Annotated in this window: 29 protein-coding genes; 6 read left to right on the top strand and 23 right to left on the bottom strand. The window is 66.7% G+C overall.

The window, feature by feature from the left end:
* The first annotated feature begins 95 nt into the window (after positions 1 to 95).
* Positions 96 to 578, top strand: coding sequence for a MarR family winged helix-turn-helix transcriptional regulator (locus AC1RHV_RS18885; protein ID WP_054451670.1), 483 nt, complete (start codon positions 96 to 98; stop codon positions 576 to 578).
* Here AC1RHV_RS18885 and AC1RHV_RS18890 read toward each other — a convergent pair.
* The 5 genes from AC1RHV_RS18890 to AC1RHV_RS18910 form a co-directional block, all read right to left on the bottom strand.
* Positions 565 to 1,515 (bottom strand): DMT family transporter, encoded by a 951-nt coding sequence (locus tag AC1RHV_RS18890; protein WP_175160167.1) that lies wholly within the window; start codon positions 1,513 to 1,515, stop codon positions 565 to 567. The two genes, AC1RHV_RS18885 and AC1RHV_RS18890, sit on opposite strands and share 14 nt — an antisense overlap.
* 81 nt (positions 1,516 to 1,596) lie before the next feature.
* On the bottom strand, positions 1,597 to 2,403 hold the full coding sequence (locus AC1RHV_RS18895; RefSeq protein ID WP_192353994.1) for an AraC family transcriptional regulator: 807 nt from the start codon (positions 2,401 to 2,403) through the stop codon (positions 1,597 to 1,599).
* Positions 2,404 to 2,486: 83 nt separating this feature from the next.
* A complete protein-coding gene (locus AC1RHV_RS18900; protein ID WP_119451074.1) occupies positions 2,487 to 2,981 on the bottom strand; it encodes a hypothetical protein in 495 nt (164 codons plus the stop codon).
* Positions 2,978 to 3,526: a hypothetical protein gene (locus tag AC1RHV_RS18905; protein WP_054451667.1), complete on the bottom strand. Its 549-nt coding sequence runs from the start codon at positions 3,524 to 3,526 to the stop codon at positions 2,978 to 2,980. Before AC1RHV_RS18905 ends, AC1RHV_RS18900 begins: the two co-directional genes overlap by 4 nt.
* Positions 3,527 to 3,630: 104 nt before the next feature.
* Complete coding sequence (locus AC1RHV_RS18910) at positions 3,631 to 4,599, bottom strand: LysR substrate-binding domain-containing protein (RefSeq protein WP_054451666.1); 969 nt, start codon at positions 4,597 to 4,599, stop codon at positions 3,631 to 3,633.
* 107 nt (positions 4,600 to 4,706) lie between these two features.
* Between AC1RHV_RS18910 and AC1RHV_RS18915 the strand changes: the two genes are divergently transcribed.
* Positions 4,707 to 7,007: an NADP-dependent malic enzyme gene (locus AC1RHV_RS18915; protein ID WP_492301667.1), complete on the top strand. Its 2,301-nt coding sequence runs from the start codon at positions 4,707 to 4,709 to the stop codon at positions 7,005 to 7,007.
* Between the two features lie 112 nt (positions 7,008 to 7,119).
* Here the strand turns inward: AC1RHV_RS18915 and AC1RHV_RS18920 are convergent, their stop codons facing one another.
* The 3 genes from AC1RHV_RS18920 to AC1RHV_RS18930 form a co-directional block, all read right to left on the bottom strand.
* Positions 7,120 to 7,500 (bottom strand): hypothetical protein, encoded by a 381-nt coding sequence (locus AC1RHV_RS18920; protein ID WP_054451664.1) that lies wholly within the window; start codon positions 7,498 to 7,500, stop codon positions 7,120 to 7,122.
* Between the two features lie 237 nt (positions 7,501 to 7,737).
* A complete protein-coding gene (locus AC1RHV_RS18925; protein WP_054451663.1) occupies positions 7,738 to 8,094 on the bottom strand; it encodes a DUF4148 domain-containing protein in 357 nt (118 codons plus the stop codon).
* A 297-nt stretch (positions 8,095 to 8,391) separates the two neighbouring features.
* Positions 8,392 to 8,607, bottom strand: a complete 216-nt coding sequence (locus tag AC1RHV_RS18930) for a SlyX family protein (RefSeq protein ID WP_059377677.1) — start codon at positions 8,605 to 8,607, stop codon at positions 8,392 to 8,394.
* A 78-nt stretch (positions 8,608 to 8,685) separates the two neighbouring features.
* On the opposite strand from AC1RHV_RS18930, the gene AC1RHV_RS18935 reads away from it, so the two are divergent.
* Complete coding sequence (locus tag AC1RHV_RS18935) at positions 8,686 to 10,770, top strand: TonB-dependent receptor domain-containing protein (RefSeq protein ID WP_492301781.1); 2,085 nt, start codon at positions 8,686 to 8,688, stop codon at positions 10,768 to 10,770.
* Positions 10,771 to 10,779: 9 nt separating this feature from the next.
* Here the strand turns inward: AC1RHV_RS18935 and AC1RHV_RS18940 are convergent, their stop codons facing one another.
* The 11 genes from AC1RHV_RS18940 to AC1RHV_RS18990 form a co-directional block, all read right to left on the bottom strand.
* Entirely contained in the window at positions 10,780 to 11,412 is a 633-nt protein-coding gene (locus AC1RHV_RS18940; RefSeq protein ID WP_492301669.1) for a nitrogen fixation protein NifQ, read from the bottom strand.
* Between the two features lie 169 nt (positions 11,413 to 11,581).
* Entirely contained in the window at positions 11,582 to 11,932 is a 351-nt protein-coding gene (gene cyoD / locus AC1RHV_RS18945) for a cytochrome o ubiquinol oxidase subunit IV (protein ID WP_054451659.1), read from the bottom strand.
* Positions 11,932 to 12,546, bottom strand: a complete 615-nt coding sequence (gene cyoC, locus AC1RHV_RS18950) for a cytochrome o ubiquinol oxidase subunit III (protein WP_042794897.1) — start codon at positions 12,544 to 12,546, stop codon at positions 11,932 to 11,934. Before cyoC ends, cyoD begins: the two co-directional genes overlap by 1 nt.
* A gap of 3 nt (positions 12,547 to 12,549) precedes the next feature.
* Positions 12,550 to 14,526, bottom strand: coding sequence for a cytochrome o ubiquinol oxidase subunit I (cyoB, locus tag AC1RHV_RS18955; RefSeq protein ID WP_054451658.1), 1,977 nt, complete (start codon positions 14,524 to 14,526; stop codon positions 12,550 to 12,552).
* Positions 14,527 to 14,528: 2 nt separating this feature from the next.
* Positions 14,529 to 15,437, bottom strand: coding sequence for a ubiquinol oxidase subunit II (gene cyoA, locus AC1RHV_RS18960; protein WP_054451657.1), 909 nt, complete (start codon positions 15,435 to 15,437; stop codon positions 14,529 to 14,531).
* A 258-nt stretch (positions 15,438 to 15,695) separates the two neighbouring features.
* Positions 15,696 to 16,247, bottom strand: coding sequence for a response regulator transcription factor (locus tag AC1RHV_RS18965; protein WP_042794894.1), 552 nt, complete (start codon positions 16,245 to 16,247; stop codon positions 15,696 to 15,698).
* A 5-nt stretch (positions 16,248 to 16,252) separates the two neighbouring features.
* Entirely contained in the window at positions 16,253 to 17,455 is a 1,203-nt protein-coding gene (locus AC1RHV_RS18970; protein ID WP_054451656.1) for an ATP-binding protein, read from the bottom strand.
* A gap of 237 nt (positions 17,456 to 17,692) precedes the next feature.
* Positions 17,693 to 18,052: a DUF4148 domain-containing protein gene (locus tag AC1RHV_RS18975; RefSeq protein ID WP_054451655.1), complete on the bottom strand. Its 360-nt coding sequence runs from the start codon at positions 18,050 to 18,052 to the stop codon at positions 17,693 to 17,695.
* Between the two features lie 245 nt (positions 18,053 to 18,297).
* Entirely contained in the window at positions 18,298 to 18,792 is a 495-nt protein-coding gene (locus AC1RHV_RS18980) for a copper chaperone PCu(A)C (RefSeq protein ID WP_054451654.1), read from the bottom strand.
* Positions 18,793 to 18,822: 30 nt separating this feature from the next.
* Positions 18,823 to 19,446 (bottom strand): SCO family protein, encoded by a 624-nt coding sequence (locus tag AC1RHV_RS18985; protein ID WP_192329186.1) that lies wholly within the window; start codon positions 19,444 to 19,446, stop codon positions 18,823 to 18,825.
* Between the two features lie 61 nt (positions 19,447 to 19,507).
* A complete protein-coding gene (locus AC1RHV_RS18990; RefSeq protein WP_192353997.1) occupies positions 19,508 to 19,933 on the bottom strand; it encodes a DUF2946 family protein in 426 nt (141 codons plus the stop codon).
* 207 nt (positions 19,934 to 20,140) lie between these two features.
* Here AC1RHV_RS18990 and AC1RHV_RS18995 point away from each other — a divergent pair, with 207 nt between their 5' ends.
* Positions 20,141 to 20,824, top strand: a complete 684-nt coding sequence (locus tag AC1RHV_RS18995; protein ID WP_054451651.1) for a murein hydrolase activator EnvC family protein — start codon at positions 20,141 to 20,143, stop codon at positions 20,822 to 20,824.
* A gap of 6 nt (positions 20,825 to 20,830) precedes the next feature.
* Here AC1RHV_RS18995 and AC1RHV_RS19000 read toward each other — a convergent pair whose 3' ends face one another.
* The 3 genes from AC1RHV_RS19000 to AC1RHV_RS19010 form a co-directional block, all read right to left on the bottom strand.
* Positions 20,831 to 21,586, bottom strand: coding sequence for an amino acid ABC transporter ATP-binding protein (locus AC1RHV_RS19000; protein ID WP_054451650.1), 756 nt, complete (start codon positions 21,584 to 21,586; stop codon positions 20,831 to 20,833).
* Complete coding sequence (locus tag AC1RHV_RS19005) at positions 21,583 to 22,263, bottom strand: ABC transporter permease subunit (protein ID WP_346546823.1); 681 nt, start codon at positions 22,261 to 22,263, stop codon at positions 21,583 to 21,585. The genes AC1RHV_RS19000 and AC1RHV_RS19005 overlap by 4 nt, the downstream gene beginning before the upstream one ends.
* A gap of 84 nt (positions 22,264 to 22,347) precedes the next feature.
* A complete protein-coding gene (locus AC1RHV_RS19010) occupies positions 22,348 to 23,130 on the bottom strand; it encodes an amino acid ABC transporter substrate-binding protein (protein ID WP_013395870.1) in 783 nt (260 codons plus the stop codon).
* Between the two features lie 194 nt (positions 23,131 to 23,324).
* Here AC1RHV_RS19010 and AC1RHV_RS19015 point away from each other — a divergent pair, with 194 nt between their 5' ends.
* Both AC1RHV_RS19015 and trhA read left to right on the top strand, forming a co-directional pair.
* The gene (locus AC1RHV_RS19015) at positions 23,325 to 24,410 is read left to right on the top strand and encodes a P1 family peptidase (RefSeq protein ID WP_217472147.1); all 1,086 of its coding nucleotides are present in this window, start codon (positions 23,325 to 23,327) and stop codon (positions 24,408 to 24,410) included.
* An 85-nt stretch (positions 24,411 to 24,495) separates the two neighbouring features.
* A complete protein-coding gene (gene trhA, locus AC1RHV_RS19020; protein ID WP_054451648.1) occupies positions 24,496 to 25,125 on the top strand; it encodes a PAQR family membrane homeostasis protein TrhA in 630 nt (209 codons plus the stop codon).
* Positions 25,126 to 25,144: 19 nt separating this feature from the next.
* On the opposite strand, the gene AC1RHV_RS19025 is transcribed toward trhA, so the two are convergent.
* Complete coding sequence (locus AC1RHV_RS19025; protein WP_054452258.1) at positions 25,145 to 25,618, bottom strand: Lrp/AsnC family transcriptional regulator; 474 nt, start codon at positions 25,616 to 25,618, stop codon at positions 25,145 to 25,147.
* Positions 25,619 to 25,684 lie beyond the last annotated feature (66 nt).

Raw genomic sequence — 25,684 nt, forward strand, 5'->3', positions numbered from 1 at the left:
GTGCATATGCCAATAAAAGTCAAGATTGCGCTAGACTCGATTCCACGCCGGCGGTAGCGTTGAGTCCTTGCCGTCCTCCACTTCTTGCGCCTGCCATGCCCGACGAACAGCCTTCCGTTTCCGCCGCTTCCGTTGCACCCGATCCGCTCATCTGCAACGGCGCGGCGCTGCGCAAGGCGACCCGGCGCGTTTCGCAGCTGTACGACACGGTGCTGGCTCCCTGCGGCCTGAAGGTGTCGCAGCATTCCATCCTGGTGCATATCGCGCGCGCGGGCACGCCGTCGATGACCGACCTGGCGCGCAACATGGTGCTGGACCGCTCGGCGCTGGCGCACAATCTCAAGCCGCTGGAGCGCGACGGCTACGTGCAGATGTCGCGCGACCCGCTGGACGGGCGCAGCCGCCGCGTGGCGTTGACTGACGCGGGACGCGCCAAGCTGGCGGAGTCCAAGCGTCTGTGGAAAGACGCGCAGCGCCGCTTCGAGGCGGCCTACGGGGCCGAACGCGCCGCCGCGTTGCGGCGCTCGCTGGCCGATATTTTTTCCGACGAGTTTGCGCTGGCCTTCAGCCGCGGCTAGGGCCGCTGGGGGCGTCGTCGGCAGCGGCTGCGGGTCCGGCGGGTAGCCGCTGGCCGCGCGAGCGCAGCCCGGACCCGCCCAGCGCCAGCACCGCGCCCAGCACGCAAGCCATGCCGGCCAGCTGCGCGGGAGCCAAGGATTCGCCCAGCAGTCCGGCGGCCAGCGCTACCGCCGATACCGGCGCCAGCGCGGTGAACAAGGCGGCTTCGGCGCCGTTGACGCGGGCCGCGCCCGCATACCAGAGCAGGAAGCCGCCCACGGTGGGCACCAGCGCGTAGTAGGCCACCGCGGCCACCGCCGAAGCGGGCAAGTTCAGATCCCACGGCGCTTCCGCCACGCATGCCACGGCCGAGAATGCCAGGCCAAAGCCCGTCATGAGCGTCGATAGCGCCAGCGGCGCCACCGGCTGGCGCAGCCGCTTGTTCAACAGGATGAATAATCCTTCGCACAGCACCGCGCCCAGGATCAGCGCGTTGCCCGCCAGCGAGCGCGCGCCGCCTTGACCGGCCGAATGGCGCATCATCAGCCAGACGCCGAAGGCCGCGGCGACGATGGCGGCCAGCGTGGCCTTGCCCGGGCGTTCGCCCAGCAGCAGGATGGCGATGGCAGCCGAGACCAGCGGCAAGGTGCCCAGGATGATGCCGCCGTCCACCGCCGACGCACGTTGCAGCCCGGCGATCAGCAGCGCGGTGTAGCCGACGCTGCCGGCGATGGCCTGGACGGCCAGCAGCAGCCAGTCGCGCGGCGCCAGCCGCGGCAGGCGCGCGCCGGTCAACGCCATCAGCAGGGCGAAGCAGGGCAGTGCGATGGCGAAGCGCAAGGCCGTCGCGGTGAAGGGCGGCAAGCCCGTGCCGATGATCTTGCTGGCGGCTACCGTGCTGCCCACCAGCGCCATGGCGGCCGCCAGATAGCAATAGCCCTGCATCCGATTGTTCATTACCCGACCCACGCCTGTTCAGAGAGAGGCGCCCAGGCTAAGCGGCCGGGCGCGGCCGGGTCTTGAACGAAATTGCAGGGCTCAGCCCGCGGCCAGCGCGTAGCGGCGCGGCGATACGCCGTAGGCGCGCACGAACAGCCGGGTCATGTGGCTCTGGTCGGCAAAGCCGACCGCGGCCGCGGCATCGGCCAGGGCCGAGCCTTGCCGGATCAGGCTGCGCGCCAGCAGCAGGCGTCGCTGCACCTGGTAGGCGTGGGGCGTGAGGCCGGTGTCGCGGGCGAACGCCCGCAGCACCTGGTAGCGGCTCAGGCCACTGGCCGCGGCCAGGTCGGCCAGCGACAGCGAGGCCGCCGGGTCGTCGTCGATCAGCGCGCGGGCATGGCGGATGGCGTCTGGGGCGGCGCGCGCGGGCCGGGCCAGACGCTCGGCATCGCGGTCGCGCGCCTGCGCCAGGATGCGCAGCAGCAGCGCATCGCAGGCCAGCGGCGCCGCGCCGGCAGTGGCCTGGGCATACAGCGCCAGCACGTCGCGCGCCAGCGCGGGGCGGTCCTGTGCTGGGTGCTCGAATTCGTAGCCGAGGCCGCTTGCGTCCAGTTCGGCTGCGGCCTGTGCCACCACATCGGGGTCCAGATACAGCATCTGCCAGGCGCGTTCGCCATTGCCGATGGGGGCGCCGTCATGCACTTCGCCGGGGTTCACCGTGATGACGTGGCCGGGGCCGGCCTCGACCTGGCCGCGGCCGCTATGCGAGACCTGGGCGCCCTGGCGCATGACGCCGATGCCGAACTGCTCGTGCGTGTGGCGCGCGAACGCATGCCGGCTGTGCGCGGCCACGGCCTGCACGCCGGCGAGGGCGCTGCGCTGCATGACGAACTGGCCTGAGTTCATGGGGAGTCTGGGGCAAGGGGCTTGCAGGCAGTATCACCCGCCCGCCCCGGCGCGATCAAGAGGCCAGCGGCCCGGCGCTCAGGCTATTGCAGCCCGTTCCAGCGTGCCACCGCGGGCTCGGCCGCGGCCCACTTCCACTGGCCGCCAGGCTGCTGGCAGATCATGCTGGAGTAGGCGGGCGCGGGTGCGTCCTTCTGCTCCACCGTGAACAGCACCTCGCGGCAATGGGTCAGCGGCGTGGCGATGTCGCGCACCACCTGGATGCCGCCGCGCTCGTTGCCTATGGACAGCGGTTGGCGGATTTCCCACTGGCGCACCTGGCCGATGGGCAGGGCGCCCGCCGCGTTGGCCATGACGTTCTGCTGGTCGTTCTTCCACTCGCGCAGCACGTATTTCACCGTGGCATCCACCGCCGCCTGGACCGTGACGCCAATGGCGTAGCCCGCCACCGGATTGGCGGTGGCTGCGCCGCTGACGGTGCCGACCACGGCGCCCGCCGCGCCGCCGATCGAGGAGCTCTGGCAGCCGGCCAGGCCCAGGCAGGCGGCCAGCGCCAGCAGGCTTGCGGCGCGCCTCACTGCAGCGAGCCCCAGCGGGCTGTGGCGGGCTCGGCGCTGGCCCAGCGCCAGTGCTCGCCGTCGCGGCACACGGTGGTGACGTAGAACTCGCGTTGCGGATCGGCGCCAGCCTTGTCGGCCGGCGTGTCTATGGAGAAGACCACTTCCTTGCATTCCAGGTTCACGCCGCCGATCAGCCGGCTGACCGTGACCTGGCCCTGCGCGTCGCTTTCGATGGGCAACTGGTGCTTGACCTGCCAGTTGGCCACCTTGCCCACCGCCAGCGGGCCGGCGGCCATGGCGATGGCGTCCTGTTCTTCGCCGCGCGTCTTGCGCTGGGCGTAGGCCAGCGCGGCCTTGGCGCCGGCCTGCACGCCCAGGCCGATGCCGGTGGCGACGGTGGCGTTGTCAGTGACCTTGTTGGCGATGGCGGTGCCGGCGATACCGGCCGCGGCGCCCGTGCCTTCGTTCAGCAGCGAATTGCAGCCGGACAATCCGGCAAGCGCGGCGATGGTGAGGAGGGCGATTGCGCCGCGGCCCGGGTTGATAGGCGGAAGTGTGAACAAACTGCGTGCCCTCCTGCTTGTTGCTTGGCGCGGGAAGTATAGGAGGGCGCGCCGCCGCGGCGCGAGCGTATTTGCATTTGTTGGCAATTTTCCTGCCGCGCGGATCAGGCGGGCAGGCGCGCGCCCTTGGTGTAGGCCTCGCGCAGCGCGGCGGCGAACAGCGCGTCGACGTTGCGGCGCAGGCCCTCGGCGCGCGTGAACAGCGCGATCGGCGGCAGGGTCCAGTCGAAGGAATACGGCACGATGGCGGCGCCGGCGATGCGCACCAGCTCGTCGGCGATGTCTGCGGGGAGGATGGCGACGGCGCGGTCGCTGGCCACGATCATTTCGCCGATCAGCTTGGACGAATCGCTTTGCACCGACGGCGTCGGGGGCGCCAGCCCGGCGCGCAGGAAGATCTCGGACACCTGTTCGCGGATCGGGCTGTCCGGTGTGCCCAGGATCCAGTCCAGGTCGGCCAGCCGGTTCCATTCCAGCCGCGAGCGGCCCAGGCGGGCCGCCAATCTGCGGCTGGCGATCAGGCGCGGCTGCTGGTGGTACAGCACCTCGAAGCCCAGGTTGTCCATGTCCACCGAGGGAGTGGCCCAGCCCACCACCATATCCAGCGTATGGTCGCGCAGCTGGCGCAGCAGCGCCGGCCCCTGGCCTTCGTGGATGGTGGCGGTGATGCGGCGGCCTTGGGGCAGGGTGCGGCTGATGGCGGACGACAGCATCTGGCCGGACACGAAGGGGATGACGCCGATGTGCAGATGGGCGGCGTGGCCGGCCGCCACGGCCTCCATTTCCTGGACCAGATGCCCCAGGTCGTGGACCAGGGCGCGGGCGCGGGCCAGCACCACCGCGCCCAGCGGAGTGGGCGTCATGCCGCGCACCGAGCGTTCGAACAGGGGCACGTCGAACATGCTTTCCAGTTCGGCCAGGGCATTGGTCACGGCTGGCTGGCTGGTGGCCATGTGCTCGGCCACCCGGGTCAGCGAGCCGTGCTGCTCGATCTGCAGCAGCAGCACCAGGTGGCGCATCTTCAGCCGCGAGGTCAGTTTCCGGATAACCAGGTCCGGATCAAATGCTGTCATAGGCGATGCATAAGGTAAAGATTATGGGACGATATTAAAGTTGAATGATCTGCTTATGTATTGGAGCCTAGAATTTTTCCTATATCAAGACTAGGAGGCTCAGCCCCATGAATACGCAATCGGATCGCCAGGCAGCACTGGACTATCACGAGTTCCCCACCCCGGGGAAGATCTCCGTCGTGGCGTCCAAGCCGCTGGTCAACCAGCGCGACCTGGCCCTGGCGTACTCGCCTGGCGTGGCGGCGGCCTGTGAAGAAATCGTGGCCGATCCGGCCAATGTGTACCGGTACACCGGCCGCGGCAACCTGGTGGGCGTGATCACCAACGGCACCGCGGTGCTGGGCCTGGGCAACATCGGCGCGCTGGCCTCCAAGCCGGTGATGGAAGGCAAGGCGGTGCTGTTCAAGAAGTTCGCCGGCCTGGACGTGTACGACATCGAAATCAACGAGACCGACCCGGACAAGCTGGTCGAGATCATCGCGGGCCTGGAAGCCACCTTCGGCGGCATCAACCTCGAAGACATCAAGGCGCCGGAGTGCTTTACCGTCGAGCGCAAGCTGCGCGAGCGCATGAAGATCCCCGTCTTCCATGACGACCAGCACGGCACGGCCATCACCGTTTCGGCCGCCTTCATCAACGGCCTGAAGGTCGTGGGCAAGGACATCAAGCAGGTCAAGGTGGTGACCTCGGGCGCAGGCGCGGCCGCGCTGGCCTGCCTGGACCTGATGGTGGACCTGGGCCTGCCGCTGGAAAACGTCTGGGTCACCGACATCGAAGGCGTGGTCTACGAAGGCCGCACGGTGCTGATGGATCCGGACAAGGCGCGCTTCGCGCAAAAGACCGACGCCCGCAAGCTGGCCGAAGTGATCCAGGGTGCCGACGTGTTCCTGGGCCTGTCGGCGGGCGGCGTGCTCAAGCCCGAAATGGTCGCGGCGATGGGTCCGCGCCCGCTGATTTTGGCGCTGGCCAACCCCACGCCCGAGATCCTGCCGGAAGTGGCGCAGTCGGTGCGCGACGACGTGGTCATGGCGACCGGCCGTTCGGACTATCCGAACCAGGTCAACAACGTGCTGTGCTTCCCGTACATTTTCCGCGGCGCGCTGGATGTGGGCGCCACCACCATCACCCGTGAAATGGAAAAGGCGGCGGTGTACGCCATCGCCGAGCTGGCGGAAGAAGAGCAGAACGAAGTCGTGGCGGCGGCCTATGGCACCTACGACATTTCGTTCGGCCCTGAATACCTGATCCCCAAGCCCTTCGATCCGCGCCTGATCGTGCGCATCGCCCCGGCGGTGGCCAAGGCCGCGATGGAAGGCGGCGTGGCGACGCGTCCGCTGGCGGACCTGGAAGCCTACGAAGAGCAGCTGCAGCAGTTCGTGTACCACTCGGGCGCCTTCATGAAGCCGCTGTTCTCGGCGGCCAAGCGCATCGTGCGCGAAGGCGGCAAGTCTCGCATCGTGTTCACGGAAGGCGAAGACGAGCGCGTGCTGCGCGCGGTGCAGGTGATCGTCGATGAAGGCCTGGCCCGTCCCATCCTGGTGGGCCGTCCCGCGGTCCTGCTGTCGCGCATCGAGAAGTTCGGCCTGCGCCTGCGCCTGGGCGAGGACGTCGAAGTCACCAACCCGGAATATGACGAACGCTTCCACCAGTACTGGACCACGTACTGGGAACTGATGTGCCGTCGCGGCATCACCAAGGAAATGGCGCGCGTGGAAATGCGCCGCCGCCTGACCCTGATCGGCGCGATGATGGTGCACCTGGGCGACGCCGACGGCATGGTCTGCGGCACGGTGGGCGCGTACCACGACCACCTGCGCTTCGTGGACGAGGTCATCGGCCGCCGTCCCGGCCACAATGTGTATGCCGCCATGAACATCCTGCTGCTCAACGAGCGCACGGTGGTGCTGGTGGACACGCACGTCAACGATGAACCTTCGGCCGAGCAGATCGCCGAGTTCACGGTGATGGCGGCGCAGGAAATGGCCCGCATGAACCTGGCGCCCAAGATCGCGCTGCTGTCGCGCTCGAATTTCGGTTCGGGCAGTTCGGCCTCGGGCGCGAAGATGCGCCGCGCGCTGGAACTGGTGCGCCAGGCCGCGCCGGAACTCGAGATCGACGGTGAAATGCACGGCGACTGCGCGCTGGACGAAGCGCTGCGCATGCGCATCCTGCCTTCGTCTTCGCTCAAGGGCGAGGCCAACCTGTTGGTGTGCCCGAACGTGGACTCGGGCAACATCGCCTACAACCTGTTGAAGACCGCCGCTGGCGGCAACGTTGCAGTGGGTCCGTTCCTGCTGGGCGCCAACGCGCCGGTGCACATCCTGACCTCCAGCTCCACCGTGCGCCGCATCATCAACATGACCGCGATGACCGTGCTGGACGCCAACCGCGTCGAAGCCTCGGCCTGATCCTGCTTGCGCGCCGTTGCGGCGCGCAGACAAGGCGAGAAAAAACGCGCCGCTCCATCCCGGGATGGAGCGGCGCGTTTTTTATGCGCTCGGGCGCTGGAATCCGGCGCGCTTAGTTGCTGCTGGCCTTCCAGGTGCCGTCCGGCTGCTTGCAGAACCAGAACTGCCATTTTTCCGTGGTGGCGCCGCGGGCGAAATCGCCAACCAGGAAGCGGCAGACGCGGTCGTCCTTGACCTTGCTGGTTTGCGTGGGGGTCAGCTGCACCGTGATGGGCGGCGCCTTGCGCGGCTGGTGCGTGCTGCTCCACTGGGTGCGCTGGCCGTCGGCCGAGCTGTTCAGCGACTGTGCCACGGCTTCATGGAAGGAGGGCTGATCGGCCTTGGGGATCTGCGTGATGATGGCATTGTTCAGCATCACCGGAGGCGCGGCAAAGGCCGGCGCGGCGATGCCGCAAGCCACCAGCAAAGAGGCGAGAACGCGGGTGTGTTTCAAGATGGGCTCCCTGTTGAGTCGTAGTGTTATGCCTGATCTTGGGGCGATAGTACGCGAACGGATGGAACAGTGCTTTGCGGGGGGCGTTGAAACTCGCGGTTTTTACCCTGAGGCCACACTTGAGCCCGGAGCGTCCCGCCATATGAAGCGCGGCCGGCGCTTTCCGCACAGGCGAAAAAAAGCCGCCAGACACTGGCGGCCAAGGTACAACAAGGGGAGGGGTAAATCTGCGTGCGCTTAGTTGCCGTGGTAGACGCCTTGGAAGGGCACGTTGTTCGGTTCCACATCGGCCATCTGGCCGGCGGCGCGGGCGGCGGCCAGTTCGGCGCGCACTTCAGCGCGGGTCTTGCCGGTGTGGGGCGTGCCGTAGACGCCTTGGAAAGGCACGTTGTTCGGTTCCACTTCAGCCATCTGGCCGGCAGCCTTGGCGGCGGCCAGTTCAGCCTGCACCTGGGCGCGGGTCGGGCCTTCATAAGGGGTGCCGTAGACGCCTTGGAACGGGACGTTGTTGGGTTCGATGTTGGGCGAGGCGGCGTAGGCGCCGGCGCTTAGCGCGGCCAGGGACATCATCAAAGCGGTAGCGAGGGTCTTCATGGTAAATCTCCGATTTCAAGAGCTTTGGGAGCGAATCGGCGGCCTATCCGTCTGGTTCGTTGCTGTTTCCCGATGGCTCAATAGTGCGCTGAATCGGACTAGGGATAAACCCGTATATTGGTAAAAGATATTCCCATCAGTGGAAAGATAGCCAATTTCTTAGGATATATTTTCCATTGATGGAACTGGGGACGGACTATCAGGCGTGCGCAAGCCTGGAATCCGGCGATTCCATGCGGTTTGGGGGCTTGGAGAGAAGGGCAGCGTGGATGCGCCGCCAGTACCGCAGGCGCAGCGTCAGTAGTGCGGCGGTATTTCGTCGCGCAGGCTGCGGAAGGGCGCGCCGCCCTCGGGCGCCTGCTGTCGCAGGTCGGCCACTTCGCGCATCAGCCGGTCTATCTGCTGTTGCTGGCGCACGATGATCTGGTTGAGCTGTTCCAGCATGTCGTCCGAGAAGCTGGCCTTGACCTCCAGCTCCAGCAGGCGGCGTTCGATGTCTTGCAAGTTATCCATGGCGGGTATTAGAACCGATTCCCGCCGCGGCCCCTACAGGAGGCGTGTTTGACGCAGCGGCGATGGTGGCGTACGGGCGTGGGGCATTGGGCCGTGCATGGCCTGCTGGCGTCGTTTCCGGCCGGAACTGCCTGGGCCCAGGAGGCTGAGCCGCTCTTGCCTGCGGTAGTGGTGACCGGCACGCGCCTGGGCACCGCGGTGCTGGACACGCCCGCTTCGGTCAATGTGGTGGAGGGCGCGGCCATGCGCCTGCAGCAGCCGGGCATCAACCTGTCGGAGGGCCTGGCCGGCGTGCCCGGCCTGCAGATCCAGAACCGCCAGAACTACGCGCAGGATTTGCAGATCTCCAGCCGCGGCTTTGGCGCGCGTTCCACCTTCGGCGTGCGCGGCGTGCGGCTGTACGTGGACGGCATCCCGGCCACCATGCCGGACGGCCAGGGACAGACCTCGAACATCGACATAGGCTCCATCGGCAGCGTCGAAGTGCTGCGGGGGCCGTTTTCAGCGCTGTACGGCAATTCCTCGGGCGGCGTGATCCAGGTGTCGACTGAGGATGGCGTGGCGCCGCCGTCGCTCACGGCCAGCGGCTGGGGCGCCAGCTATGGCACCTGGCGCTACGGCGCCCGCGCCAATGGCGCCAGCGGCGGACTGGACTACGTGCTGGACCTGACCCGCTTCACCACCGACGGCTACCGCGACCACAGCGCCGCCCGCAAGAACCTGGGCAACGCCAAGCTTGGCCTGCAGCTGGACGACGCCAGCCGGCTGACCCTCGTGGCCAACAGCGTGGACCTCAAGGCGCAGGATCCGCTGGGCCTGACCTATCAACAGTTCCAGGACGACCCGCGCGCGGCGCCGCTGGCCGAGCAGTACGACACCCGCAAGACGGTCAGGCAGACCCAGGGCGGCGCGATCTACGAGCGCCAGGTCGATAGCCGCAATAGCTTGCGGGTGATGGTCTATTACGGCCAGCGCGATACCACGCAGCACCAGGCGATTCCCCCTGCCGCGCAGATGGCGCCCACCCAGGCCGGCGGGGTCATCGACCTGAAGCGCCAGTACGGCGGCGCGGACCTGCGCTGGACCTCCGAGCTGGCGATGGCAGGCCGGCCGCTGACCCTGATCGGCGGCTTTGCCTACGATTCCATGCGCGAAGACCGCAAGGGCTACCAGAACTACACCGGCACGGGCGCCAGCCGCCAACTGGGCGTGCAGGGGGCGCTGCGGCGCGACGAAACCAATACCGTCTACAACGCCGATCCTTATCTGCAGGCTTCCTGGCAGGTGTCGCAACGCTGGACGCTGGATGCGGGCCTGCGCTATAGCACCGTCAGCTTCGATTCCAGCGACCACTACATCGCGCCGGGCAATGCCGACGACAGCGGCGACGCGCGCTATCGCAAGGCATTGCCGGTGGCGGCCATCCGCTATGCGCCGAACGCCGACCTGAGCTTCTACGCTTCATATGGCCGGGGCTTCGAGACGCCGACGCTCAACGAGATCTCGTATCGGCCCGGCGGCCAGCCCGGCCTGAATTTCGGGCTGGCGCCCGCGCTCAGCACCAACCTGGAAGCGGGCGTAAAGGCCAACCTGGCTGGCGGCCTGCTGACGGCCGCGGTGTTCCATACCGGCACCGACGATGAAATCGTGTCCGCGGGCAGCTCGGGCGGAAGAACCACGTACCAGAACGCCGGCCGCACGCGGCGCGACGGCGTGGAACTGGGCTGGTCCGGCGAATTCGCCCGTCACGGCCGTGCGCAGTTCGCCTATACATGGCTGAATGCGCGTTACGCCGATGACGGACCCGGCGACATCCGCGCCGGCAACAAGATCCCCGGCATCGCAGCCCAGGCCGCCTTCGCCTCGCTGGCCTGGGCGCCGCCCGAGGGCTGGCAGGCCACGGTGGAAGGGCGTTTCCTCAGCAAGATCTACGTGAACGACGCCAACGACGGCGATGCGCCCGCCTACTTCGTGGCCGCATTGAGCGCGGGCTATGTGTTCAAGGCGGGGCCCTGGGAACTGAACGCCTATGGGCGCGTGGACAACCTGTTCGACCGCCGCTACGCCGGCTCCGTGATCGTCAACGAGACCAATGGGCGCTACTACGAACCGGCGGCAGGGCGCAGCCTGGGAGCGGGCCTGGGCGCGACGTACCGGTTCTGAAGCCGGACTTCAGTCGGGCATTTCCGGATAGCAGATGCCATGGTCCTCGCAGGCCGGACAGCCCGGTGCGGCGGCCGGCGGCAGGCCCGCCTGTTCACAGGCGGAATAGGCCAGGAACTGCTTCCAGCGCAGGTTGCGCACATTGCGCACCACCAGTCCCGGATAGTGGCGCGCCAGCAGGAAAGTCACGTCCTCGCGGCCGGACAAACCCAGGTCCCGCCACAGATGGTCGGGCCGCAGACAGGCGTGGGTCAGCACGCTGCTGACCCAGGGCGTGGTCCCCGCGCCGGGGGCGGCCCAGGTGTCCAGCAGCGCGCGCAGCAGGCGCGTGAATTCGGTTTGAGCCGCATCCATGCCGCGGGCCGGGTAGATGGCGGCTTGCTCGCGCAAGGCGGCGAGCGCGGGGTCATGGCCCGTCAGCGCGCCGGGAAAGAGGCGCGCGATCAGGCCTTCCAGTTCCCGGGATGACAGGCCGCAGCGTCCCAGGTCCCCGCAGGCCAGGCTCTTGCCGATGACCGTGGCGAAGAATCCCGCGTCGGGATGACCGGGCGGCGCATGGCGCAGCAGCGCGCCGGCGAACCGCAAGGTGGGACCGGCGCTGTCGGCCGGGGGGGCTGCGGAGGCGATGGAAACGACGTGCATGGTTGGGCCAGGAGCAGTAATTAAACTGTTAATTAAATCGTTATGGTGTTGAATATATAACGAAATGCCTCCGCAATCCTTGCCTGGCCGCAAGGCTGGCCCCACAGGCCGGCGCACAAAAAAACAGGCGCCCGCAGGCGCCTGTCTTTGCTTCAACGGCAAGCCGTCATTACATGGCGTGGCCCATGTTGACGTTCATGTTGTACAGCACCCATGCCGAACCGCCGACGATGATGGCGATGATCATTACGGTAAAGACAAACGTGGCCAGGTTGTCGCGGGCCGACTTCGATGCGCCCATGTGCAGGAAGTACACCAGTTGCACCAGCAACTGGAGCACGCACAGCGCAACCACGCCGGCGATGGTGATGGCGTGGGACAGTCCGCCGTTCATCACCAGGCCGAAGGAGCCGAAGGTGAGAAGCAGCGAAAGCACGAAACCGATGATGTAGGACTTCAGGCTGCCGTGGTCGGCGGCGTGATCGTCGTGGCCGTGTGCGGCCGCAGCGGAGTGCGACATCAGATGGCTCCCATGAGATAGACGAAGGTGAAGACGCAGATCCAGACGATGTCCAGGAAGTGCCAGAACAGGCTCAGGCACGCCAGACGACGCTTGTTGATCGAGTCCAGGCCATGGCGGCGGATCATGTCCAGCAGGACGATGATCCAGATCAGGCCGAAGGTGACGTGCAGGCCGTGCGTGCCGATCAGCGTGAAGAATGCCGACAGGTACGCGCTGCGGCCCGGGCCGGCGCCGATCGAGATCAGGTGATGGAATTCATAGACTTCCATCGCGATGAAGCCCGCGCCGAACAGGAACGTCACCATCAACCAGCCCATTGCGCGGCTCTTGTTGTTGGCGTGCACGTTCAGGTTGGCCATGCCGAAAGTGAAGCTGGAGAACAGCAGCAACAGCGTTTCGACCAGCACGAACTTCAGATCGAACAGTTCCTTGCCCGTCGGGCCGCCCGCGGTGGCGTTGAACAACACCGCGAACGTGGCGAACAGCACCGAGAAGATCAGCAAGTCGCTCATCAGATAGACCCAGAAACCGAATACGGTCTTGGATCCATCGTCATGATGCGCGTGATCGTCGTGACCCGCGTGGGGGTGAGTGGCTACGGCTTGAATCATGGCTCAGGCGGCCTTCTGCATTTTGTCAAAGTGAGCGTTTTCGATGCGTTCGACTTCCGCGGCCGGGACCCAGTAGTCGACGTCGCGGTCATAGGCGCGGACGATGAACGAACCGATCATGCCGACGAAACCGACGATGGACAGCCACCAGATGTGCCAGATCAGCGCGAAGCACATGACCAGGCCAAAGGCGCCGATGAATACGCCGGCGGCGGTGTTCTTCGGCATGTGGATGTCTTCGTACTTGGCCGGGCGCTTGTAGGCCTTGCCGTTCTGCTTGTCTTCCCAGAACTGGTCCAGCGAGTCAACGTGCGGCACGTGGGCGAAGTTGTAGAAAGGAGCGGGCGAAGAGATGGCCCATTCCAGCGTGCGGCCATCCCAGGGGTCGCCCGTGATGTCCTGGTTCTGCTTGCGCTGGCGGATCGAGACGAACACTTGCTGCAGCAGGAACCAGATGCCCAGCATGATCAGCGCGGCGCCAGCCAGGGCGACCAGCAGGTACGGCTGCCATTCGGGGTTGTCGTAGTGGTTCAGGCGACGCGTCATGCCCTTGAAGCCCAGGATGTACAGGGGCATGAAGGCCAGGAAGAAGCCGACGAACCAGCAGTAGAACGAGTAGCGGCCCAGGCGCTCATTCAGCTTGAAGCCGAAAGCCTTGGGGAACCAGTAGGTCATGCCGGCAATGCAGCCGAACACCACGCCACCGATGATGGTGTTGTGGAAGTGGGCGATCAGGAACAGGCTGTTGTGCAGCACGAAGGACACGCCGGGGATGGCCAGCATCACGCCGGTCATGCCGCCGATGACGAACACGATCATGAAGCCCAGCGTCCACAGCACCGGCGTGGTGATGCGCAGGCGGCCGCGGTAGATGGTGAACAGCCAGTTGAAGATCTTCGCGCCCGTCGGGATCGAGATGATCATTGTCGCTATGCCGAAGAAGGCATTGACGTTGGCTCCCGCGCCCATGGTGAAGAAGTGGTGCAGCCAGACCAGGAACGACAGCACGCCGATGGCGGCCGTGGCGTAGACCATGGACTTGTAGCCGAACAGGGTCTTGCGGGCGAAGGTGGCGACGATTTCCGAATACACGCCAAACGCCGGCAGCACCAGGATGTAGACCTCGGGGTGGCCCCAGATCCAGATCAGGTTCACGTACATCATGACGTTGCCGCCCATGTCGTTCGTGAAGAAGTGCGTGCCCAGGTAGCGGTCCATCGTCAGCAGCGCGAGCGTTGCAGCCAGCACGGGGAAGGCGGCGACGATCAGGACGTTGGTGACCAGCGAGGTCCAGGTGAAGATCGGCATCTTCATCAGGCTCATGCCCGGCGCGCGCATGCGCAGGATGGTCACGATGAAGTTGATGCCGCTAAGCGTGGTGCCCAGCCCGGATATCTGCAGTGCCCAGATGTAGTAGTCCACCCCCACGCTCGGGCTGTAGTCCAGTCCGGAGAGCGGCGGATAGGCGAGCCAGCCGGTCGCGGCGAATTCACCCACGAACAGCGAGATCATCATCAGCGCGACGCCGGCGCCGAACAGCCAGAAGCTCAGCGAGTTCAGGAACGGGTACGCCACGTCGCGGGCGCCGATCTGCAGCGGCACCACGAGGTTCATCAGCCCGGTGATGAAGGGCATCGCCATGAAGAAAATCATGATGACGCCGTGGGCGGTGAAGATCTGGTCGTAGTGGTGCGGCGGCAGGAAGCCGGCCGAGTCGGCGGATGCGACCGCCAGCTGGGTACGCATCATGATGGCGTCGGCGAAGCCGCGCAGCAGCATGATCAGGGCGACGATGATGTACATCACGCCAATGCGCTTGTGGTCGACGGTGGTCAGCCATTCCGTCCAGAGGTACTTCCACTTCTGGAAGTAGGTGATGGCGCCGAAGACCGCTAGGCCTCCCAGGCACACGGCGGCCAGCGTAACCATGACGATGGGTTCATGGTACGGAATGGCCTCGAGGGTGAGTTTCCCGAGCATTGTTAGTTAATTCCTGCGATCAGATTGTTCGACGTGGGGGTGCACGTGGCGGAGTCCACGCCGGCCATCTTGGTCATGGTGCTGCCAAGAATGAAATCAAACATGGCGGGGGGCGCCGAGGAGTACTTGACGACCGGGTTGTGCTCGCTGCGCTTGGTCAGCTCTGCATAGACCTCGGGGGTCAGCGCGGTCGGGGCAGCCTTGGCTTCCTTGACCCAGTTGTCGAACCCGTCCTGGGACATCGCGATGGCCTTGAAGCGCATGCCGGAGAAGCCGGCGCCGCTGTAGTTGGCCGAGATGCCGGCGTAGGTGCCGGCTTCGCGCGCGTTCAGGTGCAGCTTGGTCTCCATGCCGGCCATCGAGTAGATCTGGCTGCCCAGCTGGGGGATGAAGAACGAGTTCATGACCGTGGCCGAGGTGATCCGGAAATTGACCGGAACATCGACCGGGAAGGCGATCTCGTTGACCGTGGCGATGTCGTACTCGGGGTAGATGAACAGCCACTTCCAATCCAGCGAAACCACCTCGATGGTCACCGGCTTGTGTTCGGACACGAGCGGCTTGTAGGGATCCAGCGCGTGCGTCGAGCGCCAGGTGATCACGGCCAGGATGGCCACGATGATACAAGGGACGGTCCAGACCACGATTTCGATCGCCGTGGAGTGGGCCCACTTGGGCTGGTAGTCAGCTTTGGTGTTGGATGCGCGGTATTTCCAGGCAAAAACCAGGATCATGACGATGACCGGAATCACGACGATGAGCATGAGCCCGGTCGTCGTGAACAGCAAAGTCCTTTCCTGGATGCCAATATCTCCCTTGGGGGAGAGGATTTCCATGTTGCAGCCGCCAAGCAGCATGACCGCGCCGACGCTGAGAATGCGCGTAAGGGTCGCAAGGAGGGGGTGTTTCACGTACAGCCTTGGATGGAAGGTGGAAAATGCTGCATAGCAGCAGACTGGAATGCTGCTAGGCAGCAACGTCCATCCTATCGGCTTGATATGGGTCAAGCATGCGACGAATGGTCGCATTGCCTGGGAGGATTCCGCCCCAAGGGGAGCAGATACAGGGTTTTCCTAGGGGGGCAGGGGCTTGCTGCAAGGTTCCAGGGTGCGACGATATGTCGCACCCGCACATGCAGGGTATGCGACGATTTGTCGCATCTGCACAAATCAGTCGATGAGGACTTCGCGTTCCGGCCCCGGTTTTTTGGCCAGTTTACGCTGCAGGGAGCGCCGGTGCATGCCCAACAGGCGCGCCGCCGCCGAAACGTTGCCGCCGGTTTCGTGCAGGGCCTGGTGGATGTGCTCCCATTCCAGGCGGTGCAACGGCGTCATGGTGGTTTCGATCGTAACGTTTTCCGGCTTCACCAGGCCGAGGGTGCGCAGGATCATTGGCGCGGTGGCGGGCTTGGGCAGGTAGTCGTCCGCGCCGCGCTTGATGGCCTCGACCGCGGTGGCCACGCTGGCGTAGCCGGTGACCAGCAGGATCCGCATGTCGGCGCGCAGGGCGCGCAGCGGGCGGATCAGGGTCAGGCCGGAGTCTTCGCCCAGGCGCAGGTCCACCAGGGCGAAGGCGGGGCGGATTTCCTCGGCCACGCGCAGCGCCTCGGCGATGCCGGTGGCGGTTCGGGTTTCCAGGCCGCGACGCGACAGGCTGCGCTGCAAGGTGCGCACATACAGCTCGTCGTCGTCGATCAGCAGGCCAAGATCGGTTGGGTTCATTGCACTCAAGTCCCGGTACTCCCCAGCGGGAGGTAAAAGCGGATACGCGTGCCGCCGTCTTCGGCGGCGGTCATGGTCATTTCGCCGCCCATCTGTTCCACCGTGGCGTGCGACAGCGCCAGGCCCACGCCCAGCCCTCCCGGCTTGCCGCTGTTGAACAGGCTGGTCGCCGGCAGCAGGGTCTGGTCGGGATCGAAACCCCGTCCGTAGTCCCTGACTTCGCCGCGCAGGGCGCCATAACCGTATTCCAGATGCAGGTCCACGCGCGGGACATCGGCGGCTTCGCCGGCGTCCGCCGCGTTGTTCAGCAGGGCCTGCAGCAAGTGGGCGATGGCCGGATCGACCCGCAGGCTGCCGGGCAGGGTGCCCGAGCGCTGCAGATCGATGGTCGGCCGGATCAGACGCCATTGCCCCACCACGCGGACCAGGTCCACCGCGGTTGGGACCGCCAGATTGCGGATACGTTCCCGGCACAGGGCCAACAGTTGGCTGAGCGTGGAAACGTCGGCGCGCAGGTCTTCGTCCTTGACCTCGGCGGCGATCTCGTCGGCCAGCAGGGTCATGGTCGCCAGCGGGGTGTTCAGTTCATGCGCCATGGCCGCCGCGTGGGTGGCCAGGGCGACGATGCCTTCGTTGCGGGTGAAGCGTTCGCGCAACCGTGCCAATTCGCGCTCGCGGTCGCGCAGGTCCGAGGCCAGGCGGGTCGAAAACACCAGCACCACCACCACCGAAATCAGGAAGTTGGCGCCCATGCCCCACAGCAGCAGGGTATGGGTATCGACGTCGCCGCGCAGGGGCTGGCCGAAGATCGCGGCCGCCACGTAGCCCGAGATGCCTGCCACGGCCGCGGCCAGCGCCCAGTTGCGCGGCAGCGCCAGGGCCGCCAGCGCGGTCAGGATCAGGAACATCATGCCGAAAGGATTGCTGATGCCGCCGCTCCAGCCCACCATCCAGGCCAGCACCGCCATGTCCACGAACAGGTGGCCGAAGGCGGTGGCGTGGGACAGGTCGCGGCGGTGGCGCAGGCGCAGGCTGGCGTAGACGTTGAAGCCGATCAGGGCGCCTACGCCGATCCACAGCGGCTCCAGCGGCAGGGCCAGGCCCAGGACGCTGCTGGCCAGCAGGATGGTGGCGGCCTGGCCCGCGATGGCGAGCCAGCGCAGGCTGCAGAGGGTACGCAGGAATGAAAAGGCGGAACTACCGGGCATATCCAGACACAGAGGTGCCGGCAGGCTGCCGGCGGGTACGCGCCCGGCTGCGCGGAACGCTGGCATCCGGGGCGCGGCGCTGGGAGGCCGGCTGCCCCGCCGCGCCTTCAGGCTGGCCGGCGGTGGATGTGCAGGCATTGTATGGCGAATCAGGCGCCGCCGCCGGTCGGCGGGGAATTGGTGTGTCCCTGATATTTGGGCGCGACGCCCGGATCCGCCGCGGTTGCAGCCTCTGTATTAATGGATGTCAGAGGTGCCGCTGTGGGCCATCGCGGGAGGAGGGTAGTCTTCCTGGTCGGATGCCATCTGCCCCTGGATCTGCGCCTGCTGCAACTCCTGTTCAACCTGGGCGCGGGTTTCAGACTGGTGCGACATGACGGGGGGTGGATAGTCCTCGTCGCCGAACGTGTACTGGCCGTTGGCCTTGGCCTGGGCCAGTTCGGCGCTGACCTGGTCCGCCGTCTTGGCGGCGGGGGCGGCATAGGTGACGCGCCAGTCGCCATAGAGGTCGTGGGTGTACTGCGTGGTCTGGGCCTGGACGGCCCCGGCGGCTGCAATGCCGGCGCATAGCAATAAGGTCTTGCTGAGGGTCTTCATGAAACGCTCCTGGCAATCAAAGCTTGCGGCCATTGCGGGCCGCGCCTACGCCCGCGATGCTGTCCGCGGGCGATTCCTGGATGCGGGAAAGCCTGGCCCGGCGCGCCGCGATGGCGCGCGCCGGGCCTTTTCCAATTCGACCCGGCGCGCGGCGCGGTGTTGCACGCAGGACGGCCTTGTTGCAAGGAAGCTGTTTCAGGCGTGCAGCACAGCTGTCAAGCCACTTTCATGGGGACGCCGCGGGCTCAGTGGCCGTGGCCGGCGGCCGGGGCGGCTGCCGCGTTCAGCGGACGCGCCACCGCGTCCACCGGCACGCGCCGCTGGCGTTTGTCGGCATCCTCGACGATGAGCGTCAGGGCGACGTGCTCGCCGGGCGAGATCTGGCCGGCCAGGTCGATCAGCATCACGTGATAGCCACCGGGCTTGAGCTCCACGGCCTGGCCCGCGGGCAGGGCGATGCCCGGTACCTGGCGCATCTTCATGACGTTGTCCTGCATCGCCATTTCATGGATTTCCACGTGTTTGGCCGCCTGCGATTCCACGCCGACCAGGCGGCCGCCGGAGACGGAGGTCAGGCGCATGAAGACGCCGGTGGCGTGCTGGCTGGGCACGGTGGAGCGCACCCAGGCGTCGTCCACCTTCAGGGCGGCGTCCTGGGCCAATGCGGCGGGGCTGGCGCCGGCCAGGGCGCAGAAGGCCAAGGCGGCGGCCGCCAGGGATTTGATCGCGGTGTTTTTCATGAGGGTTGCCTCTCTATATATGGATTCAGGTCAGAGCACGGTGCGCAGGTCGTCCACGCATTCCTGCGCGCTTTGCTGATGGCGCAGGGCGATGCGCAGCTTGCCGCTGGCGTCGATGACGTAGGTCAGCGCGGTGTGGTCCATGGTGTAGGACGAACCGGTGGCGACCTTCTGGTAGAAGACCTTGAATGACTGTGCGGCGGCGCGCGTCTGTTCGGCATCGCCGCGCAGGCCGACGAAGTCCGGGTCGAAGGCCTGGGTATAGGCGCGCAGGATTTCCCGCGTGTCTCGCTCAGGATCGACGGTGATGAAAAGGACGCGCAGCTTCTTGGCGTCCGCGCCCAGCAGGCTCTTGATCTCGACGGCGCGGGTGAGCGCCGTGGGGCAGATGTCCGGGCATTGCGTGAAGCCGAAGAACAGCATGATCGGCTGGCCGGCGTAGTCGGCCAGCTTGCGTTCGCGGCCTTCGGTGTCCTGCAGCTGGAAGTCGCCGGACGGCATGCCGGAAAGATCCATGCCGTGCAGCTTGGGCGCATCGGGGCCGCAGCCTGCCAGGGCCAGCAGGGCGAAAGAGGACAGCAGCAGGCGGCGCCGCGGATCGGGCGCATGGGAGCGCGCCGCGCCGGCGGGCGCGCGCAGAAGGGGGGAATGCATGAAAACCTCGTCGCTTGACGGTTCGTCCAGGGGCGCGGCGGAGCCGCGCGTTGTGGCGGAGTCAGACGAGGCGTGGCGGGGCGCGCGAACCCAGCGGCGGACCCGCGGCGGCGGGCGCGGGCGGGGTGGCGCTGGCGGGCGCGGGCAGTGCGTGCCGGCCAGCGGCCAGCAGCAGGGGAGTGAGCGCGGGGGCGGGTGCGGGCGCCACGTGCGCCAGCAGGCCGAAGGGGCAGAGCGCACCGGCATCGGCGGTGTCGTGGCCGGCCTTGCCCTTGTCTTCGGGCGACAACGCCAGCGCCAGCGTCGAGACATCGCCGGCGGCCGAGCAGAACGTGACTTCAAGCCGGCCGTCGTGCAGCGCCCGGGCGTCGGGCATGTAGCCCGACGGCACCAGCGCGCGCAGCGCCAGGGCCAGAAGCGCCAGCCACAGCACGCCCCGCGCGCGTGCGGCGCTGCCGAGGTGCTGGAGGCGGATCAGGCGGGTCATGGCGGCATTCTATCCCGCGCGACGGGCGCAAGCATCTGACGCCAGCGCCCATGGCGCGCCAAAATCTTGGTACCCTTGAACGCACTCAAATCCCCGACATCCCACTCAGTGCCCCAGGTTTCAGTGCTTTCCTCGTCCGCCCAGACCCTGCCTCTTCCCACGTTGCCCGCCGTCGTCCGCCAGGGCAGGCCGTCCTTCCGCCTGTGGATGTGCGTGCTGGCCGTGGCGCTGCTGGCCCTGCTGTCCGCCTGCGGCACCACCAAGGTCCAGCCCGGCTACTACCGCGTGCAATCGGGCGACACGCTGACCCAGATCGCGCGCAAGCAGGGCACCAGCGTGAGCAATCTGGTGCGCTGGAACAAGCTGTCGAATTCCAATTCCATCGAAGTCGGACAATTGCTGCGGGTCGAGCCGCCGGCCGGGCAGGCCAGCACGTCCACCGCGCCCAGCAAGGCGCGCGGCAAGCCTGCGCCTTCGCCCAAGTCGTCGACCTCGACCGCCAAGCGCCGCACCGCGCCGCCGGGCGCAATCTCGCTGGTCTGGCCCGCCCAGGGCAAGGTCACGCGCGGCTACGACGGATCGGGTTCCAACGGCATCGTCATCAGCAATTCCTCCGGCACGCCGGTGGTGGCCGCGGCACCGGGCACGGTGGCCTATTCCGGCAGCGGCCTGCGCGGCTATGGCCACCTGGTCATCGTCAAGCACAACGCCAGCTTCCTGAGCATCTACGCCCACAACAGCAAGCTGCTGGTCAAGGAAGGACAGCGCGTCAGCCAGGGGCAGAAGATCGCTGAAATGGGCAATAGCGACAGCAAGCAGGTCGGGCTGTATTTCGAGCTGCGCTATGACGGCCAGGCGGTCGATCCGGCGGGGTCTCTGCCGCCGAAGTAGCCTGATCTACAGCGCGGCTTCCTGCGTCAACGTCGAGATGAACGCCGCCGTGCGCGGGTCGGCCGGCTGGCTGAACAGCGTGCGCGAATCGCCGGATTCGACCACTGTGCCGTCCAGCAGGAATACCACCTCGCGCGACACGCTGGCCGCCAGCCGCAGGTCGTGGGTGGCCATCAGCATGGTCATGCCTTCGGCGGCGAGCTGGCGCAGCACGTCCACCACTTCGGCGGCCAGGCCCGGATCCAGCGCCGAGGTCGGTTCGTCGCACAGCAGCACGCGCGGCGCGGGCGCCAGCGCGCGGGCGATGGCCACGCGCTGCTGCTGTCCGCCCGACAGGTTGGCGGGCCAGGCGTCGCGCTTTTCCAGCATGCCGACCTTGCGCAGCAGTTCCTCGGCGCGGGCGCGCGCGCGGTCCTGCGGCCACTTCTGCACGGTCAGCAGGCCTTCCATGACATTGCCGATCACGGTCTGATGCGGGAACAGCTGGAAGTTCTGGAATACCATGCCGGTCTGCTTGCGCACGCGCTGGACCTGATCGCGCGAGAGCTTGTGGCCGGGTTCGAAATGCACTGTTTCCGGGCCGATCTCCAGTGTGCCGCGGTCCGGCACTTCCAGCAGGTTCACGCAGCGCAGCAAGGTGCTCTTGCCGCTGCCGGACGGGCCGATCAGGGCGGTGACGCTGCCTTCGGCGATGCTCACGTCCACCTGCTTGAGCACGGGATTGCCGCCGAACGCCTTTTCTATCTTTTCCAGGCGGATCATCGGGTTTTCTCGGTAAAGACCGCGTGCTGGCCGAAACGCCGTTCCAGGCGCACCTGCGCGGCGGACAGGACGGAACTGAACACCAGGTAGATCAGCGCCGCCTCGGTGTACAGGATCAGCGGTTCATAGGTGACGGCGGCAATGCGTTGCGCCGCCTGGAAGATCTCGGGCACCGTCAGCACCGCCGCCAGTGAGGTGTCCTTGACCAGCGCGATGAAGGAGTTGGACAGGGGCGGCACGGCTACCCGCGCCGCTTGCGGCAGGATGGTCCGGCGCAGCGCCTGCGCCCGCGTCATGCTCAGCGAGTAGGCCGCTTCCCACTGGCCCTTGGTGATGGACTCGATGGCGCCGCGGATCACTTCCGAGTTGTACGCGCCCACGTTGAGGGTGAAGCCGATCAGCGCGGCCGGCAGCGGATCCAGCACGATGCCGACGCTGGGCAGGCCGTAGAAGATCACGAACAGCTGCACCAGCAGCGGCGTGCCGCGGATTAGCCAGACGTAGAAGCGCACCACGGCCACCAGCGGCGCCGGGCCGAACAGCCGGATCAGCGCCACCACGAAGGCCAGCGCCAGGCCCAGCGCGAACGACATCAGCGTCAGCGGCACCGTGAACACCAGCCCCGCGTGCAGCAGCGGCCAGAACGAGTCCAGCATCAACTGCACCCAGGCCGGCACCGCCCAGTTGCCGAGTTGCGCCAGCAGCCAGTCGGGCAGGACGGATTGCAGCCAGGGGGGTAGCGTCATGTGCGCTCCGCTCGCTTATTGCGCCGACAGGTCCGTGCCGAAATACTTGACCGAGATGGTCTTGTAGGTGCCGTCCGCCTTGATGTCGGCCAGCGCCTTGTTGATGGCGGCCTGCAGTTCGGGGTTGCCCTTGCGGATCAGCACGCCCGAATTGCTGAACTCGGCGGTCTTGTCGGTGGCGGCAATCTTTACCTTGGCATTGGGCTTCTGCTTCTTGAAGTCCAGGAACGACAGGTTGTCGTTCACCGTGGCTTCGACGCGGCCCGAGGTCAGCAGGTCGATGGCTTCGTTGAAGCCCTGCACAGCAATCACTTCCGCGCCATGCTGTTGCGCCAGCTTGCCGAAGTTGCTGGTCAGCGTGTTGGCGGACTTCTTGCCCTTCAGGTCGTCGAAGGATTTGATGCTGGTGTTGTCGTCGCGCACGATCAGCACGGCGGCCGACGAGATGTAGGGATCCGAGAAGTCGTACTTGGCGCGGCGCGCGTCGGTGATGCCGACCTGGTTGATCACCGCGTCGTAGCGCTTGGCGTCCAGGCCGGCGATCAGGCCGTCCCATTTGCCTTCGACGAATTGCGCCTTGACGCCCAGGCGTTCGGCGATGGCGCGGCCGATGTCCACGTCAAACCCGGTAAGCTGGCCGGATGCGTCATGGAAAGTGAAGGGGGCGTAGGTGCCTTCGGTGCCGATCTTGAACACGCCGGCGGATTTGATCTGGTCCAGTCCGGATTGGGCATGGGCCGCGGACAACGCGGCGACCTGGACGAGGCCGGCGACGAACAGCGTACGGAAGAGTTTCATGGCGGTGCTCCACGGATGGCAGATATCTCGGGTGGAGAGCATCCGTGCCTGCAATGCCCTCCGGCGTAGCCGCACTCTAACAACGCGTCTATTTTTCCACAAAGCATAAGGAATAGTAAAAATATAGCGGCAAGTCATATGGCGATACCCTTGCTCCGGCGCGTGCCGCCGGGGTCCATCCAGGCAGGACTTCAGTGGAGATCGGTGTGGAACAGCAATGGAACAGGCGGGCTTTCATGATGGCGGCCGCCGGCGCGGCAGCAGCAAGTGCAATGCCTGCCCAGGCCGCGGACGGTACGCGGCTGATGCCGGGCAGCGGCAGCATCACGCAGGTGGCGGGCTTGCGGGTGGGGCACTACACCGATACGCGCCGGCCCACGGGCTGTACGGTCATCATCGCCGAGGCCGGCGCGACCGCCGGGGTCGACGTGCGCGGCGCGGCGCCGGGCACGCGCGAGACCGACCTGCTCAATCCCGTCAACATGGTGGAGAAAGTGCATGCCGTGGTGCTGTCCGGCGGCAGCGCCTTCGGCCTGGATGCGGCCTCGGGCGTCATGCGCTATCTGGAGGAAAAGAAGATCGGCTTCGACGTGGGCGTGGCGCACGTGCCCATCGTGCCTTCGGCCATCCTGTTCGACCTGGGCGTGGGCGACGCCTCGATCCGGCCTGACGCGGCCGCGGGCTACCAGGCCTGCAAGTCGGCCACGGACGCCGCGCCGCAGGAAGGCAACGTGGGCGCGGGGGCGGGCGCGACGGTGGGCAAGCTGTACGGTCCCAAGCGCGCCATGAAGGGCGGCATCGGCAGCGCCTCGCTGACCGTGGCGGGCGTGACGGTGGGCGCCATCGTCGCGGTCAATGCGGTGGGCGACGTGGTGGACCCGGCCACCGGGCGCGTCCTGGCTGGCGCGCGCACCGCCGACGGCAAGATGTTGCTGGATACCCGCGCGGCGATCCTGGCGGGCGACCTGCCCAAGTCCATGCGCCCGGGCACCGCCACCACCATAGGACTGGTCGCCACCGACGCCAAGCTCACCAAGGCGCAGGCGCAGAAGATCGCCGGCATGGCGCACGATGGCCTGGCACGCACCATCAATCCCATCCACACCATGCTGGATGGCGACACCATCTTTGCGCTGGGCACGGGCACGTCCGGCAAGCCAGGCAACGTCATGCTGCTGGGCGTGATGGCGGCCGAGGCGATGGCGATCGCGGTGCAGCGCGCCATCCTGTCGGCGCGCGCGCTGGAGGGCTATCCGGCGGCGGTGGACTTCGTTTCCTGATGGCCGCGTGTCCTGACCTCGGCCTGTCACACAAGGGCGCCATCATGGATGGCGCCGGCGCGTGGCCGGCTGGCGGAGGGCGTGCATGTACAAGGGCGAACGATTCAACGGCGCGACGCACCTGGCCGGCCTGGCGCTGGCGGTGGCCGCATCGGGCGCCCTGATCGCCCGCGCCGCGGAACTCAAGGTGGATACGCGGCAGGTCATCGCCTGCGCCGTGTTCGCCGCTTCGATGATCGCCGTCTATGCCTCGTCGGTGCTGTTCCATTGCTCGCGCGGCCGCCGCAAGGCCTGGTGGGCCAAGGCCGACCATTGCGCGATCTACCTGCTTATCGCCGGCACCTACACGCCGCTGGCCTACGGGCCGGTGGAGCACGGCTGGGGCGCGGCCATGGGCGTGGCGATCTGGCTGTTGGCGGCGGTGGGCATCAGCCGCGAGCTGTGGTGGGCGCGCGGCGCGGCGCCGGCCCTGCCGTTGTATCTGGCGATGGGCTGGCTGGGCGTGATGTTCGCCGCGCCGATCGCGGGCGCCTTGTCCGCGGCCGGACTGGCCTGGCTGCTGGCGGGCGCGGCGGTCTACACCGCCGGCACGCTGTTCTACGCCAACGACCAGCGCTGGCCGCATGCCCATGGCATCTGGCACCTGTTCGTCATGGGCGGCACCGCCTGCCACTTCGTGACGGTGTTCGGCTTCCTGCGGCTGAGCCCGGCCTGAGCGGGGCTTCAGCGGGCCGCTAGCGCCAGCTTGCCAGCGGCAGCATGCCGCCGCGGTTCTTCACTTTGCGCATGACGATATGCGAGGACAGGTTCCGCACGCCCGGGATCTTGCTGAGCTTGTCTTCGACGAACTGCGAGAACGCCTTCAGGTTGCGCGTGCACACCGTCAGGATGTAGTTGGAGGCGCCAGTCACGATGCTGGCCTCGGTGATCTCGTCATGCAGGGCGATGCCGGCCAGGAATTCTTCATGCCAGCCCGGACGCGACTGGTCCAGCGACACGTGGACGATGGCCTCCAGCTCGAAACCCAGTTTTTCGGCGTCCAGCACGGCGCGATAGTTGCGGATCAGTCCGCTTTCTTCCAGCGCGCGCACCCGCCGCAGGCAGGCCGAGGGCGACAGCGCCACCTGCTCGGCCAGGTCCTGGTTGCTGAGGTGGCCGTTCTCTTGCAGCCGGTAAAGAATGCGCTGGTCTATGGCGTCGATCTGCATGGTGCAATCAAATTCCAAAAAAGTTGATTATGTGCAATTCAATGCGGAAACCTAGGGTAATCCGCG

Source organism: Achromobacter sp. GW823-FHT04E03 (genome assembly GCF_058796095.1).

Bases quoted from the DNA above. Each gene is read 5' to 3' on its own strand.
- AC1RHV_RS18885 (WP_054451670.1), top strand. From the start codon at position 96: ATGCCCGACGAACAGCCTTCCGTTTCCGCCGCTTCCGTTGCACCCGAT.
- AC1RHV_RS18890 (WP_175160167.1), bottom strand. From the start codon at position 1,515: ATGAACAATCGGATGCAGGGCTATTGCTATCTGGCGGCCGCCATGGCG.
- AC1RHV_RS18895 (WP_192353994.1), bottom strand. From the start codon at position 2,403: ATGAACTCAGGCCAGTTCGTCATGCAGCGCAGCGCCCTCGCCGGCGTG.
- AC1RHV_RS18910 (WP_054451666.1), bottom strand. From the start codon at position 4,599: ATGACAGCATTTGATCCGGACCTGGTTATCCGGAAACTGACCTCGCGG.
- AC1RHV_RS18915 (WP_492301667.1), top strand. From the start codon at position 4,707: ATGAATACGCAATCGGATCGCCAGGCAGCACTGGACTATCACGAGTTC.
- AC1RHV_RS18925 (WP_054451663.1), bottom strand. From the start codon at position 8,094: ATGAAGACCCTCGCTACCGCTTTGATGATGTCCCTGGCCGCGCTAAGC.
- AC1RHV_RS18930 (WP_059377677.1), bottom strand. From the start codon at position 8,607: ATGGATAACTTGCAAGACATCGAACGCCGCCTGCTGGAGCTGGAGGTC.
- AC1RHV_RS18940 (WP_492301669.1), bottom strand. From the start codon at position 11,412: ATGCACGTCGTTTCCATCGCCTCCGCAGCCCCCCCGGCCGACAGCGCC.
- cyoD (WP_054451659.1), bottom strand. From the start codon at position 11,932: ATGTCGCACTCCGCTGCGGCCGCACACGGCCACGACGATCACGCCGCC.
- cyoC (WP_042794897.1), bottom strand. From the start codon at position 12,546: ATGATTCAAGCCGTAGCCACTCACCCCCACGCGGGTCACGACGATCAC.
- cyoB (WP_054451658.1), bottom strand. From the start codon at position 14,526: ATGCTCGGGAAACTCACCCTCGAGGCCATTCCGTACCATGAACCCATC.
- AC1RHV_RS18965 (WP_042794894.1), bottom strand. From the start codon at position 16,247: ATGAACCCAACCGATCTTGGCCTGCTGATCGACGACGACGAGCTGTAT.
- AC1RHV_RS18970 (WP_054451656.1), bottom strand. From the start codon at position 17,455: ATGCCCGGTAGTTCCGCCTTTTCATTCCTGCGTACCCTCTGCAGCCTG.
- AC1RHV_RS18975 (WP_054451655.1), bottom strand. From the start codon at position 18,052: ATGAAGACCCTCAGCAAGACCTTATTGCTATGCGCCGGCATTGCAGCC.
- AC1RHV_RS18980 (WP_054451654.1), bottom strand. From the start codon at position 18,792: ATGAAAAACACCGCGATCAAATCCCTGGCGGCCGCCGCCTTGGCCTTC.
- AC1RHV_RS18985 (WP_192329186.1), bottom strand. From the start codon at position 19,446: ATGCATTCCCCCCTTCTGCGCGCGCCCGCCGGCGCGGCGCGCTCCCAT.
- AC1RHV_RS18990 (WP_192353997.1), bottom strand. From the start codon at position 19,933: ATGACCCGCCTGATCCGCCTCCAGCACCTCGGCAGCGCCGCACGCGCG.
- AC1RHV_RS18995 (WP_054451651.1), top strand. From the start codon at position 20,141: ATGTGCGTGCTGGCCGTGGCGCTGCTGGCCCTGCTGTCCGCCTGCGGC.
- AC1RHV_RS19000 (WP_054451650.1), bottom strand. From the start codon at position 21,586: ATGATCCGCCTGGAAAAGATAGAAAAGGCGTTCGGCGGCAATCCCGTG.
- AC1RHV_RS19010 (WP_013395870.1), bottom strand. From the start codon at position 23,130: ATGAAACTCTTCCGTACGCTGTTCGTCGCCGGCCTCGTCCAGGTCGCC.
- trhA (WP_054451648.1), top strand. From the start codon at position 24,496: ATGTACAAGGGCGAACGATTCAACGGCGCGACGCACCTGGCCGGCCTG.
- AC1RHV_RS19025 (WP_054452258.1), bottom strand. From the start codon at position 25,618: ATGCAGATCGACGCCATAGACCAGCGCATTCTTTACCGGCTGCAAGAG.